This is a genomic window from Aeromonas sp. 2692-1 (genome assembly GCF_013085505.1).
GTDB classification, from domain to species: domain Bacteria; phylum Pseudomonadota; class Gammaproteobacteria; order Enterobacterales; family Aeromonadaceae; genus Aeromonas; species Aeromonas hydrophila.
Genome location: NZ_CP038513.1, coordinates 2,453,549 through 2,472,181, shown reverse-complemented (window position 1 = coordinate 2,472,181; position 18,633 = coordinate 2,453,549). Strand labels below are relative to the sequence as shown.

The following is an 18,633-nucleotide window of genomic DNA, read 5'->3' as shown; positions in this document are numbered from 1 at the left end:
GCTGTACTCCCTTCTCCCCTCGCGGGAGAAGGGTTGGGGATGAGGGGATAACCACCCTCACCCTGACCCTCTCCCTGAGGGAGAGGGGACAAAGATAAAACAGCACAAGGCAGCGATACATGATTGGCAACTTCCAGGCCGGCTCATGGCATCGGCCGGTGAATGAACAGAACAGGGCTGTGAAGATATGAGCGACAAATTCCAAGACAGAACCATGGCCTTTGCCGGCATCTGCCAGGCCGCCTATCTGGTGCAGAAGGTGGCCCGTGACGGCAGCTGCGACGAAGCGGCCCTGCGCGAGAGCCTCTCCAGCATTCTGGTGACCAACCCGAGCCAGCCGCTCGAGGTGTTCAACAACACCCATCTGGCCATTCGCGACGGCTACCGCGCGCTGGTCGAGCAGCTGGGCGCCGACGGCAGCCAGAAGAATGCCGAGCTGACCCGCTACGTGGTGAGCCTGATCGCGCTGGAGCGCAAGCTGGCCAAGCGCAAGGATATCCTCAACATGCTGGGTGAGCGGATCAGCCAGATTGGCCGCCAACAACAGCACTTCGATCTGCTCGACGAGCAGATCCTGGCCAACATGGCGAGCATCTACAGCGATCTCATCAGCCCCATCGGGCCGCGCATTCAGGTGGCGGGTACCCCGCTGTTCCTGCAGCAGCCGCTGGTGCAGCACAAGGTGCGTGCCCTGCTGCTGGCCGGCATCCGGGCCTGCGTGCTGTGGCGTCAGCTCGGCGGCAGCCGCACCCAGATCATCTTCGCTCGCAAGAAGATGGTGGAGCTGGCCAAACGTTACTAATCATCGGCTCATGCGCGGGCCGAGGGACGACAGCAAGGCGGGCAGCCGCACATCCCCTTGCTGACGACCCGGGCCCACGCGCGAGTGGATACGGATCCCCCACACCAATCATCAGGAGTTCACCCCATGGAGCTGTCCGCGCTGACTGCTGTTTCCCCGATTGACGGTCGTTATGGCGACAAGGCCGATGCCCTGCGCCCTATCTTCTCCGAATTCGGCCTGCTGCGTTTTCGCGTCGAAGTCGAGGTGCGCTGGTTGCAAAAACTGGCCAGCCACGCCGGGATCCCGGAAGTCCCTGCCCTGAGCGCGGCCGCCAGTGCCCTGCTCGACGGCATAGTCCAGAGCTTCAACGAGCAGGATGCCGCCCGCATCAAACAGATCGAGCGCACCACCAACCATGATGTGAAAGCGGTGGAGTACTTCCTCAAAGAGAAAGTCGAAGTGAACCCGGAGCTGGCCGCCATCAGCGAATTCATCCACTTCGCCTGCACCTCGGAAGACATCAACAACAACTCCCACGGCCTGATGCTGAAAACCGCCCGCGAAGAGGTCATCAAGCCTTACTGCGAGAAGCTGATCTCCGAGCTCAAGCGCCTGGCCGTTGAGTACCGCGACATGCCGCTGCTGTCCCGTACCCACGGCCAACCCGCCACCCCGAGCACCATGGGCAAGGAGATGGCCAACGTCGCCTACCGACTGGAGCGCCAGTACAAGCAGATCATGGCGGTGGAGATCCTCGGCAAGATCAACGGCGCGGTCGGCAACTACAACGCCCATATCAGCGCCTACCCGGATGTGGACTGGCACCAGTTCTCCGAGGAGTTTGTGACCTCCTTGGGCCTTTCCTGGAACCCCTACACCACCCAGATCGAGCCGCACGACTATATCGCCGAGCTGTTCGACGCCATGGCCCGCTTCAACACCATCCTGATCGACTTCGATCGCGACGTGTGGGGCTACATCTCCCTGGGCCACTTCAAGCAGCGCACCATCGCCGGCGAAATCGGCTCCTCCACCATGCCGCACAAGGTCAACCCCATCGACTTCGAGAACTCCGAAGGCAATCTGGGTCTGGCCAACGCCGTGTTCCAGCATCTGGCGAGCAAGCTGCCCATCTCCCGCTGGCAGCGAGATCTGACCGACTCGACCGTGCTGCGCAACCTGGGTGTAGCGGTTGGCTACTCCCTGATTGCCTATCAGGCGACCCTCAAGGGTATCTCCAAGCTGGAAGCCAATGACGCCGCCATGGCTGCCGATCTGGATGCCAACTGGGAAGTGCTGGCCGAGCCGATCCAGACCGTGATGCGCCGTTACGGCATCGAGAAGCCCTATGAGAAGCTCAAAGAGCTGACCCGTGGCCGCCGCGTCGATGCCGAAGGGATGCGTACCTTTATCGACACCCTGGAGTTGCCGGAAGCGGTCAAGGTCGAGCTGAAGAAGCTGACCCCGGCCAACTACATCGGCGACGCCCAGCGTCTGGTCGATCTGCTGAAATAAGCGGATAAGTGACACCACCGGGGCCCTGTGCATGATCTGCAACAGGGCCCCGGTTATTTTATGTGGCACCCTATACACCTTTGCAAGAGGTCTTGCCCGAGGCCAGCCACCGCCTCCGGCAAGACCTCTCTTGACCTTTGTCGAACCCTTTGACGAGAAGATCTATGTACCAACTCAATCTGGATATCGCTCACTTCCTCGAGCACTACTGGCAGAAGCGCCCACTGCTCATCAAGGGCGGCTTCACCGACTTTCAGGATCCCATCAGCCCGGACGAGCTGGCGGGTCTGGCCATGGAAGAGGTGATTGAATCTCGCCTGGTCACCCGCTTCAACAACAAGTGGGAGGCGGCTCACGGCCCCTTCGAATCCTACGATCACCTGGGTGAAGAGAACTGGACCGTGCTGGTGCAGGCCTGCAACCACTGGGCCCCCGAGGTCAACGAGCTGGCAGTGCCGTTCCAGTTCATCCCGGGCTGGCGTTTTGACGATGTGATGGTGAGCTTCTCCACCCCTCACGGCGGGGTCGGTCCCCACATCGACAACTACGACGTCTTCATCACCCAGGGCCAGGGCAAACGCCACTGGCGCGTCGGCGATGCCAAGCCCTTGAACGAGTTCGCCGCCCACGCGGCCCTGCTGCACTGCGAGCCGTTCGAGGCGATCATCGACGTCATCATGGAGCCGGGCGATATCCTCTACATCCCGCCTGGATTCCCCCACGAGGGCTATGCCATCGAGCCCTCCCTGAACTTCTCGGTGGGCTTCCGCGCGCCGGATGCCAAGGCGCTTATCTCCTCCTTTGCCGATCACCTGATCGACAACGAGGTGCGCACCGAGCGTTATGGCGACGCGGATCTCAAACCTCGCGCCCGCCACGGCGAGATCCAGCCCCACGAGCTGCACCGTCTGCGCGAGCTGATGCAGCAGGCCCTCGATGACGAGACCCTGTTCAAGGAGTGGTTCGGCACCATGATCTCCGAGGCCAAGCACGATCTGGACGTCAATCCGGTGGAGCCGGACTATAGCGCCGAGGAAGTGGCCGACCTGCTGACCCAGGGCGAGCCCGCCATCAAGGTGCCGGGTCTGCGCACCGTCTGGTTCAGTGGCGAGAGCCAGCAGTGCTATATCGACGGCGAAGCCTGGACCCTGCCAAGCGAAGATGCGGCCGCCATTTCGCTCTTGTGTGACAAGGACATGGTCACCCAGGCCGACATGGTGGAGCTTGCCGATCAGGCCGGCTTCCTGCAGCTGCTGACCCGCTTGGTCAACCGCGGCTACTGGTTCTTCAGCTGAGCTGACGGACAGAGATAAAAAAGGCGCCCGGGGGCGCCTTTCTTGTTATTTGCAGCCGATGTGGATGCACCTGGTTTTCGTACATGGGCCGGTTCAATAATGACGGCTCATGGCCAAGCGATGGACAAGGGAGTCACCTCCGCTATTTCGGAATAAACGCATTCTTGTAGAAGGATCGGAATCCATTGTCCGGTACCTGAAACTCAACCCCGTTGTACAACGACAATGAGGCATCATCAGTCTTACTCATAATTGCGCCATAGCGGGCATAGCCACTTTTGCCATCGTGATACATAAAATCCATCCGCGAAACCAGATCGCTGGTTTTCTTGAACAACCTGCCAACAATCGGCGAGTCTGAGGACAGGGGGTTATTGATGGTCCGCAGTAATTTCATACGGGTATAGTCACCATTGTCATCCCGGGTCAGCAGATAATGGTAGCGGGTCTCGGGAGCCTGCAGACCATTTAACCGATAGATCAAATTCACGTTGGTACCGAGTGCCAGGGCATTCAGGCCATAGGTTATCGGTGCATCGCGCTGACCGACAAAGTCAGAGATTATCCTGCGCGCTACACCAGCTTTCACTTGATAGATATGTCGGGTAGTGAAGATAAGGAACATAGTCTCATCAAGGCCATTGATGGCAACCACATCCAGCGGATATTCTTGCCACTCCAGATTTAATTGACTCGTCAGCTCATTGCTGTTTGTCGGGGCATCTTCCAGATGAGACGTCAAGAAAGCGCGTGAAAAGCTTGAGTTGTTTCCCAGCGCCACAAATATTGCGGCGCGACTATTATTGCTTGACTGACTCTCAACAGCATGCAAACAGGTCTGCAAATCACTCCCCGGCCGCCAGTTACTGATCGGTGTGGTGGCTCCCGCAGTGAAGAAATTCGATATATTTCCGTAACCTGGTCTTTGAATATTGGCAAAGTTATAAATCCTGCCATTTCTCGGCGAGGTCACCAGAGCCCCTGGCTGAGTATAAATCGGATTATCATGATCAGCGATACTTGGGACATAATCCCAATCGGTATTCATGGTCCTTGCATCGAATGCGCACACCAGAGTACGCTTCCAGTAACTGGATACCCGGCAAATATATGCACCAAGATCTTCATACTCAAGTCCCCGTGGCTTAATATATTCGTTGGTATATCTAGCGATCGGGGTAGGTTTGACCTCTTCTTTTTTAAGTAAGGTGTAGATCCACTGGGCAATGGCCACCACTATGCCTATCACCGCGACAATGATACCCAAGGGGCCGGCAATGGCAAACCCCATAAAAGAGGCAATGGCGACGCCCAACGCCACCGTGGCGACCAGCATATTGATTGCCGCAAATATAATATCCCCAATATCGCCGCCCTCGACAGCCTGATACAGGTTATACGCGGCCAAAGCCGCCCCCAGTGCCGCCAAGCCAACAAAACATATATTGATGACTCGTGTAATATTTTGTGTGGCGAGAAACATCTTGCTGGCTATCTGCCGCTCTACCACATTCGTGAGATGCTGGCCTTTGGCGGTAAGGTTGCTCAAGAATTGACTGAATTTCCCCATATTGATGGCAATGCTATTGATGATGCCTTCACCATTGCCATAAATAAACATGGTCACTTTATCAAGGAACCGACCGAGCTGGATCAGATTCAAGGTCACATCAAACAGGGCTGCCCCCAACTCCATCAAAGGAACAGGGTTGCTCCATTCCTCCCGATCGGTCGCCGTCAACCAGGTAAAGTTGCCCACCCCCAGCAACAAGGTGAACACGGAAAGGAATGAATCTATGGGGAAGGCTGCGGGAGCCACACCGGAGAAAGCAGTGGGTGCCATACTGCCCGCAGCCCCTGCCAGAGCAGGATATCGTTGAAGGATACGCTGCCGGGCAGCCCCATCCTGCAAGGTGCTCGTTCTCAAGCCCATATTATTCAGTTCATTCCAGAAGCTATCCGGACTATTCTGGTTGAAGAAATTGTTCCAGAAGGTGCGCTGCGTACCGCTTTCATTTCTCAGCAAGGTCACCACATCATCGAAATTTCTCCTGTTGGCCAGGACTGTGTATTTCTCGCTTTGCTGACCCCAGCTCATGTTCATGGCAAACCCGCTGTAAACAGATCCCGCCATGGTACGTTCAAATTTTTTCAGCTCATCTTCGGTGATGCGACGACCGGATGAAATATTGAGCGCTCTTACTTTATTGATGGTGTTGTACACTTGCCACATCGCCTTTTCAAACGATGAGCCTGACCCCAGATACTCCTGAACTTTAAAAGAGCTGATAAGTTCGTCTAACACCTCATTCTTGGAGTAGTGCTCGATAAGTTGACGAGCCCAGCTTTCTCCTCCTGCTTTGTAGGCGGTTAACTTTCCACTTTGACAATAATGGGTGGCGACAGAGTATAGCTGATCGATAATCTCCTTAAACTGTGCCCCCTTTTCTGCTTGCTTGATATTCGCATTTACCTTCACCATATCCCAGGAGTTATACAGCTTGCGGTCAGCTACTGTGACATTGGTTTGCTTGCTATATGAGTTCTGTAACAGGCCACTCACGTACTCAACCATATTATCGGTAAAATAGCGTCGATTGCTGCTGTAAATAGCATTGACCGAGCGGATGCCATCACTCATTGTCAGCACATTATTATTAGGCTTCATGCCAGGGCCTAATGCTTCGCTTAATGAGCTGTTCTGATACTGGAATTCGTACTTCATCAACTCTTGAAACATCACCTGGGCAAGATATTGCGCTTCATCGGTTTCTTGTACAAAGTTGACCCGATTTGAATCAACGACGGGCTGGTTAGACGCCATCACGTAAAAATTTATCGTATCCAGCTCAGCAAAATTACCACTATTCAAGACAGCAATGGCAGCCTTCACCGGGGCTGGGAAAACGCTGCTGGCAGCCAGACCAATCAGCGACATGGAGGAAAACGTCAGAAAATCACGACGTCCTTGTGAAACCTCACGATGGATTATTGCTGAGAGTTTTTTCATATGATGTATCCCTATCGGTGCTCAATTTATTCCAGATTGCCCGATATTTTCAGGCAATAGCTGGGCAGGCCATATCATCATGACCGAGCATATGGTGGTTATTTTTGGGTGTAAGATGAGGACAGGTTACCGCGCCAGCATTATTGATATGCAAACGTGATAAACTCTATCGATATATAAGACAAGGGCGGGTATGAATAATTAAAGTCATGGCAATCGCACCAGGCCTCCTTGTTTATATATTCAACAACCTACCTTTGCATCCTCATTTGAGTCAAACATCAATAATGAGGTCAAACCAAAAAATGTTACCCGTTAGACAAAAACAGATCTTACCGATAAAAGATTTGTAACAAGACATTGCAACAGAATACCTCCGGAAAAAGCAACGGCCAGCCCTCAGGCAGCAGACCCCATATTCAGAGAATATGGTGGCGCGCTCCATATATCCCGACACAGATTCAAGAGATGTTTGCTCAATGGCATGGGCGTGGATACTGCCCAGGATGATGGAGTGGAGGAGCACAACGACTCATCGCTTATTCAAGGGGAAAGGCGCAGCACCTGCTGCTCATGCAGATAACAAAACGGCAACCCGCAGGCTGCCGTTTGCGTTGCTCATTGTTCTTCGGGAAGCTCGTCAAATAGCGGGTGGTAGAGCACTTCGCCCTGCATCCCGGTCAGGCCGCCTTCCTGCAGCTCCATCGCCATGAAGCAGTCGGCGGGCACTTCGTAGATGCAGTGCAGGCCGAATTCGCTGGCGGGACGAAAACCGAAGCGGCTGTAATAGGTCGGGTCACCCAGCACCACCACCGCCTTCCAGTCCATCTCCAGAGCCGTGTCCAGCCCCTCGCGCACCAGATCCGACCCTATGCCCTGCCCCTGCCAATCGGGATGGACCGCCACGGGCGCAAGACCGAGCCAGGGCCCTTCCATGCCGTTAATGGTGATCGGGCTCAGCATCAGGTGCCCCATGAACTCGTACTCCTCCTCCTCGACCATGGTCACCACGGCGGCGCCACATTCGCGCAGGCGATTGACCAGTTCGGCCTCGTCGGAACGGCCAAAGGCGGCGCTCACCAGGTCATAGACCGGCAGCATGTCGCCGGGGCGCTCGGTTCTCAGCATACAGCGTTACTCCTCGTACAGCAGAGCGGGCATTATTCCACAAACTGACCGCCGCCCTGAGCACCTTTGTCGAGAAATGGGAGGGTGGACTCAGGAAACCGCACGGTCAGCAGGCGCAGCAGTGCTTGCAGATCGCTCGGTTGCAGGGTGGTGATGGCCGCCCGATAGGCCGCAAACAGTTCGGCATCCGTCTGCTCCAGCCAGCTCAGCGTCTGGTCTGGTCCGCGATGCCAGCGCCCGGCCAGCTCGTCGATGAGGGCGGGCAACTCCACCAGCAGCCAGAGCTGGTGATAACGGCGACTGACGCCATTCCCCTGTGTGTTCTCGCCGCTCGCCCGGCGGGCCAAGGTGCCCAGCCAGCCGAGCCGCTGACGCCGCTCCGCCAGCGTGAGCGGTACTGGCCCCTGACGCTGCAGGCTGGCCAGCTGCTGCAGATAGGCTAGCCCCTGCTCTTCATGGTCCTTGAGCAGCAGCCCCCGGTAGAGATAGAGCTGGTCCGGCTCGGCCTGCGCCAGCGCCTCCTGATCGTGATACTCCACCGCCAGCGGCCCATCACTCTCCTGCTCGGGCAGGTACTCGACAGCCAGTCCGCTCTCTGGCTCCGACTGCGCCAGAAAGAGGGCCAGCCGCCTCCGTTCCCCCTCCTCGGCGCCTGCTTGCAGGATGGCCACCACCTGTTCGTCGGCCAGCAGAGGAGCCAACTGCCGTGTCAGCGGCGCCGCCAGCATCTGGCCTCGCTCCAGCTGCCAGTAGCTCACCTCGCACGGCGGCTGACCACTCAGCTCGCGCCGACCGCAGTAACGCATGCCAAGCTTGGCCATCACCCGGCCGGAGGCCAGGTTGCCCGGCATATGGCGGGCGGTCAGCACCGGCAGTTGCAGCCGGTCAAACGCAAAGGCCTTGACCAGCCGGGCGGCCTGGGTCGCCAGCCCGCGATTTTGCCAGGGCACGCCTACCCACCAGGCGAGCTCGCCATTCCAGTGCAGCGAGATCACCCCCACCAGCGGCGCCTGGCCCTCTCCCCCCGGCAGGGTCAGCGCCCAGCTCCAGCCCAGCCCAAGCGCCGCCTTGCGCCAGCAGCCGGCCAGCCAGTCGCGAGCCGCCTCCGGCGGGTAGGGATGGGGGATGTTGAGGGTGTAGCGGGCGAGCGCCGCATCGCTGCAATAGCGCACCACGTCGGCCTCATCGCACGCCAGCAGGGGACGCAGTTGCAGGGCAGGCCCCGACGGCGAGGCGGGCTCGGCCAGCACCGGCACCGTCAGGCGGCGGGCCAGCAGGCGGTTGAGTACGGCGCCCAGATCGTCTTGCGCCGTCAACGTCAGATCGGCGCCCTGTGGCCCCAGCGTCAGCAGCCCCTCCTCCCTGGCCAGGGTCAGTAGGGAGGCCGAGCCGCTGATGAGGATCTGGCAACTCGGATCCCTCGCGGGCTGGGCAGTCAAGTCACCATCCAGCCAGGCGGCCAGCAGCGCGTTGGCCGAACGCACGCCATCGGGTGGACAACAGGACCAGAGTCCGCCGGTGTCGCTCGGCAAACCCTCATCGGCCTTGCTCTGCAACAGCAGCCAGCAGCCGCCCTGCCGTTGCCAGGCCTGCAGTACCGGCGCCCAGTGGGGCTGCCACAGGGCCCGCTCGATCAGCAGCTCCATCAGCCGGCCTGACAGGCGGCCGGCAGGCTCAGGTGGCGAGGATGCGCCTCGATACGGGCGATCCAGTCGCGAATAGCTGGCCAGCCCTGCAGCGAGAAGATCCCCTCCTCCGCCACATGGGTGTAAGCGTAAAGCGCGATGTCGGCGATGGTCGGGGAATCACCGCACAGGTAGGGACTCTGCTTGAGCTGCTGCTCCAGCACCGCCAGCGCCTTCTCGCCACCGGCTTTGAGCCCGTCGAGGCGCGCCTCCTGAGACTCCGGCCGCCCCAGATAGTGCACGATAAAACGGGCTACCGCGATATAGGGCTCATGGCTGTACTGCTCGAAGAACAACCACTTGAGCACCTCGGCCTGCTGACGCGGCTCAGCTGGCCACAGGGGCGATCCCTGCGCCAAATAGAAGAGGATGGCGTTGGATTCCGCCAGGGTATCGCCGTGGGCCAGCTCCAGCACCGGGATCTTGCCGTTGGGGTTGATGGCCAGAAAATCGGGGGTACGGGTCTCCCCCGCCAGCACATCCACCGGCACCCAGTCGAGGGGCAGTTCAAGCCAGCGGGCCAGCAACCAGGGCTTGTAGCAGTTGCCGGACTTCAGGTCGCCATACAGACGCATACAGACTCCTTGTCAGCGGCAGCGGGCACTCAGGGCGCCAGCCGCTCGATGTGCCAGCCTTCCCCCTCGCGGGTGTAGTAGAAACGGTCGTGCAGGCGATGTTCGCCCCCCTGCCAGAATTCGACCGTGTCGATCCGCACCCGAAAACCGCCCCAGAAGCTCGGCAGCGGCACTTCGCCATTGGCAAACTTCTGCTTGAGCTCGAGGAATTTGGCCTCCAGCACGCCGCGCGCCGAGATGCGGGTCGACTGCTGGGAAACCCAGGCGGCGATCTGGCTGTCCTTGGGACGACTGTGGAAGTACTTCATCACCTCGAAGGTGCTCATCTTCTCCACCCGGCCGGTCACATGCACTTGTCTATCCAGCGTGTGCCAGGGAAACAGCAGGCTGATGCGGGGGTTGCCCTCCAACTGATGCGCCTTGCGGCTGCCCATGTTGGTGTAGAACACCATACCCTCTGCATCGTAGTGCTTGAGCAGCACGGTGCGCTGCCAGGGCTGGCCGTCGGCATCGACGGTGCCCACCACCATGGCGGTGGGATCGGTCAGCTTGGCCTCGCACGCCTGGGCCAGCCACTTCTCGAACAGGGCAAGGGGCTCGGCCGGCAGATCGGCCCGGTGCAATCCACCCCGGGTGTATTCGCGGCGCAGATCGGCTACATCCATCATCTTGATTTTCCTTCTCTCTTTGCCGCCCATGCGGCCATGCGTGCTGGCATTGTGCGACGAGCACGCCATGGGTACAAGCCTTGTGACCGGCAAATGGCGGCTGCAAAAAAAGAGGGGGGCTCACGCCTCCCTCCCTTGGTATGCCCTTCGCATGCTCTTGGTACGTAATGCCCACCGGCAGGCTTATTGCTTGCCAGAGGCAGCGGGGCAATGCGCCAGCATGCGCCGGTTGTAATCAGCCGCGTAGGCCGCCAGCTTGGCCTGGGCCTCTTCCTGCCCGGGCTTGATGACATCCCCCAGGCCATCGAGGTAGCGCACGCCGCAGCGCGCCTTGGCCGAGGCCTGCTGCTCCGGCGCGATGCCGGGCGCCACCTCGCCGCGCCCGGCCCGCACGATCAACCGGTAATCCTGCTTGGCCAGACTGGCGCTGACCGCCTGCTCCAGGGTATCGGCGTCCGCCTGGCAGCCGCCAAGCAGGGACACCAGCACCAACCAGCCAGCCCTCATCCGCGCCTCCGTTGCCAACCCAGCAGGGCCAGCGCCAGAGTCCAGAGACCGAGGGCGCCACCACCGCCGCCACCGCCCGAACTGCCGCCACTTTGGACGATCGGCAGCTTGGCCGGACTGATGGCGAAGAAGATGTTGTCGCTGCAGGCCACTTTCAGGCGGGCGGCGCTGGCCAGATCCGCCGGCAGGGTGACGGTGGCGGCGCCGCTGTTGGGCTGGCTGACCGCCAGATTGCTCCAGCTGGTTCCCTCGTTCTGGGTCAGGAGCAGGTCCATCTTGCTGCAGCTGATCGGTGCCAGGTTGGTGCCGGCCACATCCCAGCTGACCGCCTGGCTTGCCCCCGGCGTCAACGACACCCCAAGCGGGGCGGTCAGCCGGAAGGCGCTGCCGGTATTGACCACCTGGACCTTCATGTCGTCGCTGGCGACACCGCCCTTGCCGTCACGCACTGTCAACCGGAAGTTGAGATCCCGGTTGGTGGTGGGCCAGGCCTCGCCTTTGGCGAGCGTGCCCGAAAGCAAGGAGGGCAGGCTCGGCAGGAGCCGCTCCGGCGAACCGGTCGGCGACACGAAACGGAACAGCGGCCGGCTGCCGTCGTCCACCATGGTGGCCGGGCTGCTCGATTCCGTGCCCAGGTCGATCTGCTCCCAGGTGTAGGTCAGAGGATCCCCGTCCAGATCGGCGCCGGCCCCCTTGAGCACGAACGGCGTGTTGGCCGGGATGATGCGGCTGGCCCCGGCCGCCGCCTGGGGCGCATTGTTGACGAGGTTGAGGGTGGTGCCACAGGCCGGCACGGTCGCCATGTGCGCTCGCATCTGCTCGATGGACTTGCTGTGGAAATAGGGGTCGCTGTGGGGCTGGATGTTCTCGTCCCCGCAGATCCCGGCATAGGCTATGATGGAGGTACCGCTGCCCGGCTCCCAGGCTTGGGTCGCCTCCCGATTGCCACTGCCACAACTGTTGGTGGTGCCGTTGAAGGTGTGGTCGGCGCCGAACTGGTGGCCGATCTCGTGGGCCACGTAGTCGATAAAGAAGGCATCTCCCACCGGGGTGGCCGAGCCGGTCATACCCTGCGAACGGGTGGCGGTACAGAGCACACCCAATCCGGCCAGACCACCACCGCCCGTGTTGACCACATGGCCGATGTCGAACTGTCCAAGCGGTGCGCTGGGCAGGGTCTGGGCATTGGCCTGCACCACGCTGTTGATGCCCATGTCGGCATCACCATTGGTGAAGGGATCGCTGGCCGGATCGGTAAAGATGATGTTGTCGTTGCCGCTGGCCAGCTGAAACTCGGCCCCCACATCACGCTGGTACACCTCGTTGACCCGGTTGAGCAGGGTGGCGATGGCCGCGGTGGCCAGCACCTTGGAGCCACCATGGAACTGGGTGTACTCCCCCGCCGCCGAGATGGCGATGACGTAACGCTTGTGCACGTTGCCATCCACCTGCACCTTGTGCGCCAGCGCCCTGCTGGCCTCGCTGCCGATAACCTTGTCCGCGTCCTCCTCCAGCCGGCTGTAGGCATCCTGCTGGTAATAGACGGCATAACCGTCGGCATTGCGCAGCGGGTCGACGAACACCGTCTTGCCCTGATGGGTGAACATGGCGTGAAAGCCCAGCGGCCCCAGGTCAAAACGTCCCGTCTCTACCGGTGCCGCCGGGTTATGGCCCTTGAAGGTCAGGATCTCGGGGAATTTGGCCGCCTGATCGGCCGGCAGCAGATCATAGGCCTGCAGGGTGAAGGTCACCTCTCCCCCGTCGGGCAACGGCAGGGTCAGCGAACGGGCCCCGGCCTGCAGGCCGGCAAAATAATCGATGGGCACCTTGGCGACCCGAAACTGGTTGGCCCGTATTTCATAGCCGTCGGCGGCGCTGGCGCGCGCCGCCACCGTGTCCCACTCCTTGGCCGCGAGGCCACCCGAGCTCATCAGGCTGGCTACCACCAGCGCCAAGGGAGAAAATTTCATCAACTGCATCTTTTTAGTCCTTTTAAATGCACTCACCCAAACTGCAACTGGCATCATTCGCCTGCCGCCCTGCTTAGTCCAGCCCCCCTTGGCGGATATTCCCCGAATGGGGAGTGTTGCACCAACCCTGTCTAGCCCCTATCATTGCGCGGATTTATCAGTTTTTGAGCCGCGTCACCATGACGACGGTTCGTCTTTATCTGACCAAGGTTAATCTCATGCTCAAATCCCCACTGTTGCCCCGTTTCGGGGACCTGGTCGTTGCCATTGTTGACGATGTGCTGGGCCAGGGTCTCACCCTGGACCGCGCCTATGCCCGTCACTTCTCCGGCATCGAACTCAAACCGCAAGAACAGGCAAGGATTGCCCTGGTCACCGGCGATCTGCTGCGTCGCCTCAGCCTCTATTGCGCCCTGACCGGCATCCAGGTCCGTCAGGCCGAGAAGAACGTCTGGCCGCTGCTGCACAGCTGGCACGCTTTTCACAAGATAGCCCAACCCAACCATCCGACGCTGGATCGCTTCAATGAAGAGGCGTTTCGTCGCCGTCTGACCGAAGCCAAGAAGAACCCGGTGCTGATGGATGGCTGCCCGACCTGGCTGGAAAAACTCGGCAGCGAGCAACTGGGCGAAGCCTGGCCTGCCGAGCGTGCCGCGCTGGCCTGGATGCCCAAGCGTTATCTGCGGGTCAACAGCCTCAAGTGCACCCGTGAAGAGCTGCAGGCCGCACTGGCCAAAGAGCAGGTCACCACCATTCCAGTGGAAGGGGTCGACTCAGCCCTGCAAGTGACCTCGGATGCCGCCCTGTTTCGTACCAAGGCCTTTGCCGATGGCTGGTTCGAGCAGCAGGATGCCGGCTCCCAGCAGGTTGCGGCCGCGCTGGAAGTGAGCCCCGGCATGCGCGTCATCGATGCCTGCGCCGGTGCCGGCGGCAAGACCCTGCATCTGGCCGCCATGATGGAGGGCAAGGGTCGCCTGCTGGCGATGGATGTGGAAGAGTGGAAGCTGGAAAACCTCAAGCAGCGCGCCCGCCGCGCCGGGGCCCACAACGTGGAAACCCGGGTCATCACCAGCAGCAAGACCGTCAAACGCCTCAAAGAGAGTGCCGATCGCGTGCTGCTGGACGTGCCCTGCTCCGGCCTCGGCGTGCTCAAGCGCAATCCGGATGCCAAGTGGCGCGACACCGCCGAGCGGCTGCCGGTGCTGGTTGCCCTGCAGGCGGAGATCCTGCAGCGCTACAGCCAGATGGTGAAGGTGGGCGGTCTGCTGGTCTATGCAACCTGCTCCATCCTGCCGGAAGAGAACCGTCAGCAGGTGGACAAGTTCCTCGCCGCCAATGAAAACTACCGCCTGCGGGATGACCACACCGTCAGCCCAGCCGCCACCGGCTTCGATGGCTTCTACATGGCACGCATCGAACGCATCGCCTGATGCCTGTCGTGACATAAAGTTGTGAAATAAAAAAGGGGAGCCAGCGGCTCCCCTTTTTGCATGATGCGGATGCTGCCTTATTCGGCGGCAGCGTCATCCTGCTTGTGCTTGGCGGCAGTTTCCTTGATCAGGGTCTGCAGCTCGCCGGCCTGGAACATCTCGATCATGATGTCGCAGCCACCGACCAGCTCACCTTCTACCCACAGCTGGGGGAAGGTCGGCCAGTTGGCAAACTTCGGCAATTCGGCGCGGATATCCGGGTTTTGCAGGATGTCGACGTAAGCAAACGGCTCGCCACAGGACATCAGGGCCTGGGAGGCCTGGGCAGAGAAACCGCAGCTGGGTAGCTTGGGGGAGCCCTTCATGTACAGGATGATGGGGTTTTCAGCCAGCTGCTGTTTGATCTTTTCAATAGTTTCCATAGGTGCCTCACTAGAGCGATTTCGGCGGCCATTCTACTGCAATCCGGGCAGACCACAAACTGGCAAACCACCTCGGATGCAAGAAGTGATGAATCAATACGCCGCAGCTTGATCCGGATCATGGCGAGAATCAAGAGTTGTTAGCCCATCTTTGATGCTGGTACAATCGATGGGCTTTGGGCCATCTGGCCCCCTTATTTCAAGAACAATTCTTTTCAAGATAGAAAAGAGTACGCAATGTCTTGCAACCGTCGCCTTCGCACGGCCAGCCAATGGAGAGTAGAAAATGGCATTCGAACTTCCCGCTCTGCCCTATGCAATCAATGCTCTGGAACCGCACATCTCCCAGGAAACTCTGGAATACCACCACGGCAAGCACCACAACACCTATGTGGTCAACCTGAACAACCTGGTGCCGGGAACCGAGTTTGAAGGCAAGTCTCTGGAAGAGATCATCAAGACCTCCACTGGCGGCATCTTCAACAACGCCGCCCAGATCTGGAACCACACCTTCTACTGGCACTGCCTCTCCCCGAACGGCGGTGGCGAGCCCACTGGCGCTCTGGCCGATGCCATCACCAAGGCGTTCGGCTCCTTCGCCGAGTTCAAGGATGCGTTCACCAAGTCTGCCATCGGCAACTTCGGTTCCAGCTGGACTTGGCTGGTGAAAAAGGCTGACGGCTCCCTGGCCATCGTCAACACCTCCAACGCCGGTTGCCCGCTGACCGAAGCCGGTACCACTCCGCTGCTGACCGTCGACCTGTGGGAACACGCCTACTACATCGATTTCCGCAACCTGCGTCCGAAGTACATGGAAACCTTCTGGACCCTGGTTAACTGGGAATTCGTGGCCAAGAACCTGGCTGCCTGATAGCCCCCGTTCTTGCCAAAACGCCCCGCTCTTGCGGGGCGTTTTTTTATGCCTGTGCAACAGCAGAGACGAAAAAGGCGCCCGTAGGCGCCTTTGTTACATCAATCGAGCAGGATGCGCTGGCATCACTGGTCGATTTCATCCAGATAGTCGTCCAGATTGCTGTCGTCTTGCTTCTCCTGCTGCTCTTGCTTGAGCTCGGTCTGACGGCCGGTCACCTTGTTCTGGTTGTACTGCAGATAGAAGTCCTTGGTCAGGGCATAAGGATCGAGCGCGTTGTCGATGATCCGCTCCTGATCGATCAGCTTGGAACGGGTACCCAGACCATCCAGCGCCCAGTGGGTGATGCGCAGGGGCAGGGTCAGCAAGGCATAGGGGAAGTAGATGGTATCGATGGTATCCCCCACCAGCTTGCGGGTGGTGGTCGGGCCGTAGACCGGCACCATCAGGTAGGCACCATCACCGATATCGGCGCGGCCCAGCACGGTATTGAGCTCCAGCTTGTTGCGCGCAAGGCCGGCATGCTTGGCCACGTCGAAGATACCCAGCAGACCCACGGTGGTGTTGAGGGTGAAGCGACCCAGGTTGGTGCCCGCCCCCTTCAAATCGCCGGTGATGAGATGGTTGACCATGCTGCTCGGCTCGTTGAAGTTTTCCACCAGGTTTTCGATGCCGTCCTTCATTCCCTGCGGAATATAGCGGGCATAGCCATGCACCACGGGACGGGCCACATAGGGCTCCAGCACATCGTAGTTGACGGCCCACATGGCCCGGTTGGCGCCCTGGAACGGGTCACGCCCATCGCTGGCCGTGCTGGTCGCACCGGGCCGGCTCGGCGTCTCCTTGAGGTCAAGGCTCTCGGGCCCCTGCTTGGGCGGGCCGCCAGCACAGCCCCCCAGCAACAAGGCCACCATCAATGCCCCTACACGCACATACATATGGAAGTCCTAGCTTTTTATTGTGATTAATCTGAATTATAGGCAGCCCGGCCCCATCAAGGGGCCGGGCCAAAGGCGTATTAGAGGGCGTGATCGATGCGGATGTCAATCGGCGCTGAAGGAATCGAACCGGTGGCGACCGGAACGGAGACGCCTTCAAACGCCCCTTCCTTGTTCATGACGTTGCCGCCACGGGAGAGGCGCGCCTTGAACTGCAGCTCGGGATAGGCAGCCAGCTTGTTGCCTTCCATCATGGCGTCACCGTCACCCAGCGACAGGGTCAGCGGGAAGTGCGGCCCCGGGATACGCTTGACCGCGATGGGCATGGGCGGTCCGTTGGGGATCACCGCAAACACGAACAGATGGGCATCTTCCGGCAGTGCAATGCCATCGGCCAGCGTCACCTTGAGCGGGAACTCGCCTGCCTTCACCTCCAGCACCTGGTCAGAGGCCGCGTTCTGCCCGCTCGCCTCAGCCGGCACGGTAGCACTGGCCATGCCGCGCTTCTTCAACTGCTGCTCGGCGTAGTCGATGGAGCGCTCCACCATGGTGTAACGGGTCGAGCCCTTCTCCATCAGCGGCAGCATCTCGCGCCAGCGTTGCAGGGCTGTCTTGAAGTCCTCTTTTTGCAGCGCCATGAAGGCGTAGACGGAGCGCGCCTCGATATTGGCAGGATCCTGGGCAATGGCCACCCGCAGCAGCTGATCGGCCTGCGCGTCATCCCCTGTCATCATCAGCGCCTGGGCGTAGGGCACCGCCACCATCGCCTTCTGCGGGGCCAGTCCGTAGGCCCGCTCCAGCGCCTCGCGGGCCATCTCGGGATCATTGCCATCCAGTGACAGCCGACCCAGCAGCAGCCAGCCACGGTAATCATTCGGCTCGTCCTTCAGGCGGGTGCGCAGGGCCAAAGTGAAGTCCAGCAGATCCTGCTCGGTCACCTCGGCGTCCCGCTCCACCAGAATGCGGTTGCTGAGCTCGCCCAGCCGGCTGTTGGCATCCTGCCAGCGGCTGACCTCCTGCCAGGAGCCGAGCTTGTAGTAGAGCCCCAGGCTCACCACCAGTAGCACCAGCACCCCCGGGATCCAGATCATGCTCTTGCCGCCGCGGGCGGTCTGCTCCACGTCGGGGATGTCGTCCAGCAGGCTGCGTTGCAGCTCGATCAGGGAGTCCTGCTCTTCCGCCAGCACCCCTTGCTCGCGCTCTTCCCCGATCTCCAGCAGACGCTGGCGATAGAGCTGTTTGTTGAGGGCCGAGCGGCTGATGCTCTGCTTGCCCTCACCCCGCCACAACGGCAGCACCAGCGCCAGACTCACCAGCGCCAGCAGGGCCGCGATCACTATCCAAAATGCGGTCATTGTTTCTCTTCCTCTTTGAGCAGGGCAGCCAGACGACGCTGCTCCTCCGCGCTCAGGGCGCTATCCGCCGGCGTGGCAGCCGCGGGACGACGGCGACTGCGCACCACCACCATGACGACACCGATGACGATCACCAGCAGGGGGCCAAGCCAGAGGATCAGGGTCGACGCCATCAGCGGCGGGTTGTACAGGATGAAGTTGCCGTAGCGGGCGACCATGTAATCCACCACTTCCTGCTTGTCCTTGCCCTCGCGCACCATCTGGTAGGTCTTGTCCCGCAAGTCCTTGGCCAGGCCCGCGTTGGAGTCGGCGATATCCTGGTTCTGGCACTTGGGGCAGCGCAGCTCCTTGGTCAGCTCGCGAAAGGTCTGCTCCTGGGCGTCGCTGTCGAAGGTGTAGACATCGATGGCGGCCAGCGCCTGGCCTGCCCCGCCCAGTCCCGCCAGCAGCAGCAGGGACGCAATAAACATTCTCATCAGG

At 60.2% G+C, this 18,633-nt stretch carries 16 protein-coding genes; 5 read left to right on the top strand and 11 right to left on the bottom strand.

Features of this window, described 5'->3' with window-relative positions; genetic code table 11:
* The first annotated feature begins 187 nt into the window (after positions 1-187).
* From hflD to E5E97_RS11880, 3 genes are all read left to right on the top strand, one after another.
* Positions 188-802: a high frequency lysogenization protein HflD gene (hflD, locus tag E5E97_RS11890; RefSeq protein WP_005334622.1), complete on the top strand. Its 615-nt coding sequence runs from the start codon at positions 188-190 to the stop codon at positions 800-802.
* Between the two features lie 126 nt (positions 803-928).
* Positions 929-2,299 carry an adenylosuccinate lyase gene (gene purB, locus E5E97_RS11885; RefSeq protein WP_029303561.1) on the top strand — a complete coding sequence of 457 codons (1,371 nt, stop codon included), beginning with the start codon at positions 929-931 and terminating at the stop codon, positions 2,297-2,299.
* 164 nt (positions 2,300-2,463) lie between these two features.
* Positions 2,464-3,594: a cupin domain-containing protein gene (locus E5E97_RS11880; RefSeq protein ID WP_016350075.1), complete on the top strand. Its 1,131-nt coding sequence runs from the start codon at positions 2,464-2,466 to the stop codon at positions 3,592-3,594.
* Positions 3,595-3,736: 142 nt separating this feature from the next.
* Here the strand turns inward: E5E97_RS11880 and E5E97_RS11875 are convergent, their stop codons facing one another.
* The 7 genes from E5E97_RS11875 to E5E97_RS11845 all read right to left on the bottom strand — a co-directional run bounded on the left by E5E97_RS11875 (position 3,737) and on the right by E5E97_RS11845 (position 13,146).
* Positions 3,737-6,604, bottom strand: coding sequence for a hypothetical protein (locus E5E97_RS11875; RefSeq protein ID WP_171280289.1), 2,868 nt, complete (start codon positions 6,602-6,604; stop codon positions 3,737-3,739).
* A 618-nt stretch (positions 6,605-7,222) separates the two neighbouring features.
* Positions 7,223-7,732, bottom strand: a complete 510-nt coding sequence (locus tag E5E97_RS11870) for a GNAT family N-acetyltransferase (RefSeq protein ID WP_039215280.1) — start codon at positions 7,730-7,732, stop codon at positions 7,223-7,225.
* Positions 7,733-7,764: 32 nt separating this feature from the next.
* Positions 7,765-9,378, bottom strand: a complete 1,614-nt coding sequence (locus E5E97_RS11865; RefSeq protein ID WP_171280288.1) for a GNAT family N-acetyltransferase — start codon at positions 9,376-9,378, stop codon at positions 7,765-7,767.
* Positions 9,378-9,992, bottom strand: a complete 615-nt coding sequence (locus tag E5E97_RS11860; RefSeq protein WP_029301468.1) for a glutathione S-transferase family protein — start codon at positions 9,990-9,992, stop codon at positions 9,378-9,380. Before E5E97_RS11860 ends, E5E97_RS11865 begins: the two co-directional genes overlap by 1 nt.
* Before the next feature lie 29 nt (positions 9,993-10,021).
* Positions 10,022-10,660, bottom strand: a complete 639-nt coding sequence (gene pdxH / locus E5E97_RS11855) for a pyridoxamine 5'-phosphate oxidase (RefSeq protein WP_011705310.1) — start codon at positions 10,658-10,660, stop codon at positions 10,022-10,024.
* Positions 10,661-10,843: 183 nt separating this feature from the next.
* On the bottom strand, positions 10,844-11,167 hold the full coding sequence (locus E5E97_RS11850) for a hypothetical protein (protein WP_024943890.1): 324 nt from the start codon (positions 11,165-11,167) through the stop codon (positions 10,844-10,846).
* Positions 11,164-13,146 carry a zinc-dependent metalloprotease family protein gene (locus E5E97_RS11845; protein ID WP_171280287.1) on the bottom strand — a complete coding sequence of 661 codons (1,983 nt, stop codon included), beginning with the start codon at positions 13,144-13,146 and terminating at the stop codon, positions 11,164-11,166. The genes E5E97_RS11850 and E5E97_RS11845 overlap by 4 nt, the downstream gene beginning before the upstream one ends.
* A gap of 209 nt (positions 13,147-13,355) precedes the next feature.
* Here E5E97_RS11845 and E5E97_RS11840 point away from each other — a divergent pair, with 209 nt between their 5' ends.
* Positions 13,356-14,567 carry an RsmB/NOP family class I SAM-dependent RNA methyltransferase gene (locus tag E5E97_RS11840; protein ID WP_029303566.1) on the top strand — a complete coding sequence of 404 codons (1,212 nt, stop codon included), beginning with the start codon at positions 13,356-13,358 and terminating at the stop codon, positions 14,565-14,567.
* A 77-nt stretch (positions 14,568-14,644) separates the two neighbouring features.
* Here the strand turns inward: E5E97_RS11840 and E5E97_RS11835 are convergent, their stop codons facing one another.
* Positions 14,645-14,989, bottom strand: a complete 345-nt coding sequence (locus tag E5E97_RS11835; protein WP_010673955.1) for a Grx4 family monothiol glutaredoxin — start codon at positions 14,987-14,989, stop codon at positions 14,645-14,647.
* A 286-nt stretch (positions 14,990-15,275) separates the two neighbouring features.
* Here E5E97_RS11835 and sodB point away from each other — a divergent pair, with 286 nt between their 5' ends.
* Entirely contained in the window at positions 15,276-15,860 is a 585-nt protein-coding gene (gene sodB / locus E5E97_RS11830) for a superoxide dismutase [Fe] (RefSeq protein WP_011705306.1), read from the top strand.
* 125 nt (positions 15,861-15,985) lie between these two features.
* Here the strand turns inward: sodB and E5E97_RS11825 are convergent, their stop codons facing one another.
* From E5E97_RS11825 to E5E97_RS11815, 3 genes are all read right to left on the bottom strand, one after another.
* Positions 15,986-16,798 (bottom strand): VacJ family lipoprotein, encoded by an 813-nt coding sequence (locus tag E5E97_RS11825; protein WP_029301472.1) that lies wholly within the window; start codon positions 16,796-16,798, stop codon positions 15,986-15,988.
* Between the two features lie 80 nt (positions 16,799-16,878).
* Entirely contained in the window at positions 16,879-18,153 is a 1,275-nt protein-coding gene (gene ccmI, locus E5E97_RS11820; protein ID WP_118881631.1) for a c-type cytochrome biogenesis protein CcmI, read from the bottom strand.
* Complete coding sequence (locus E5E97_RS11815; RefSeq protein WP_011705303.1) at positions 18,150-18,629, bottom strand: cytochrome c-type biogenesis protein; 480 nt, start codon at positions 18,627-18,629, stop codon at positions 18,150-18,152. Before E5E97_RS11815 ends, ccmI begins: the two co-directional genes overlap by 4 nt.
* Positions 18,630-18,633: the final 4 nt, after the last annotated feature.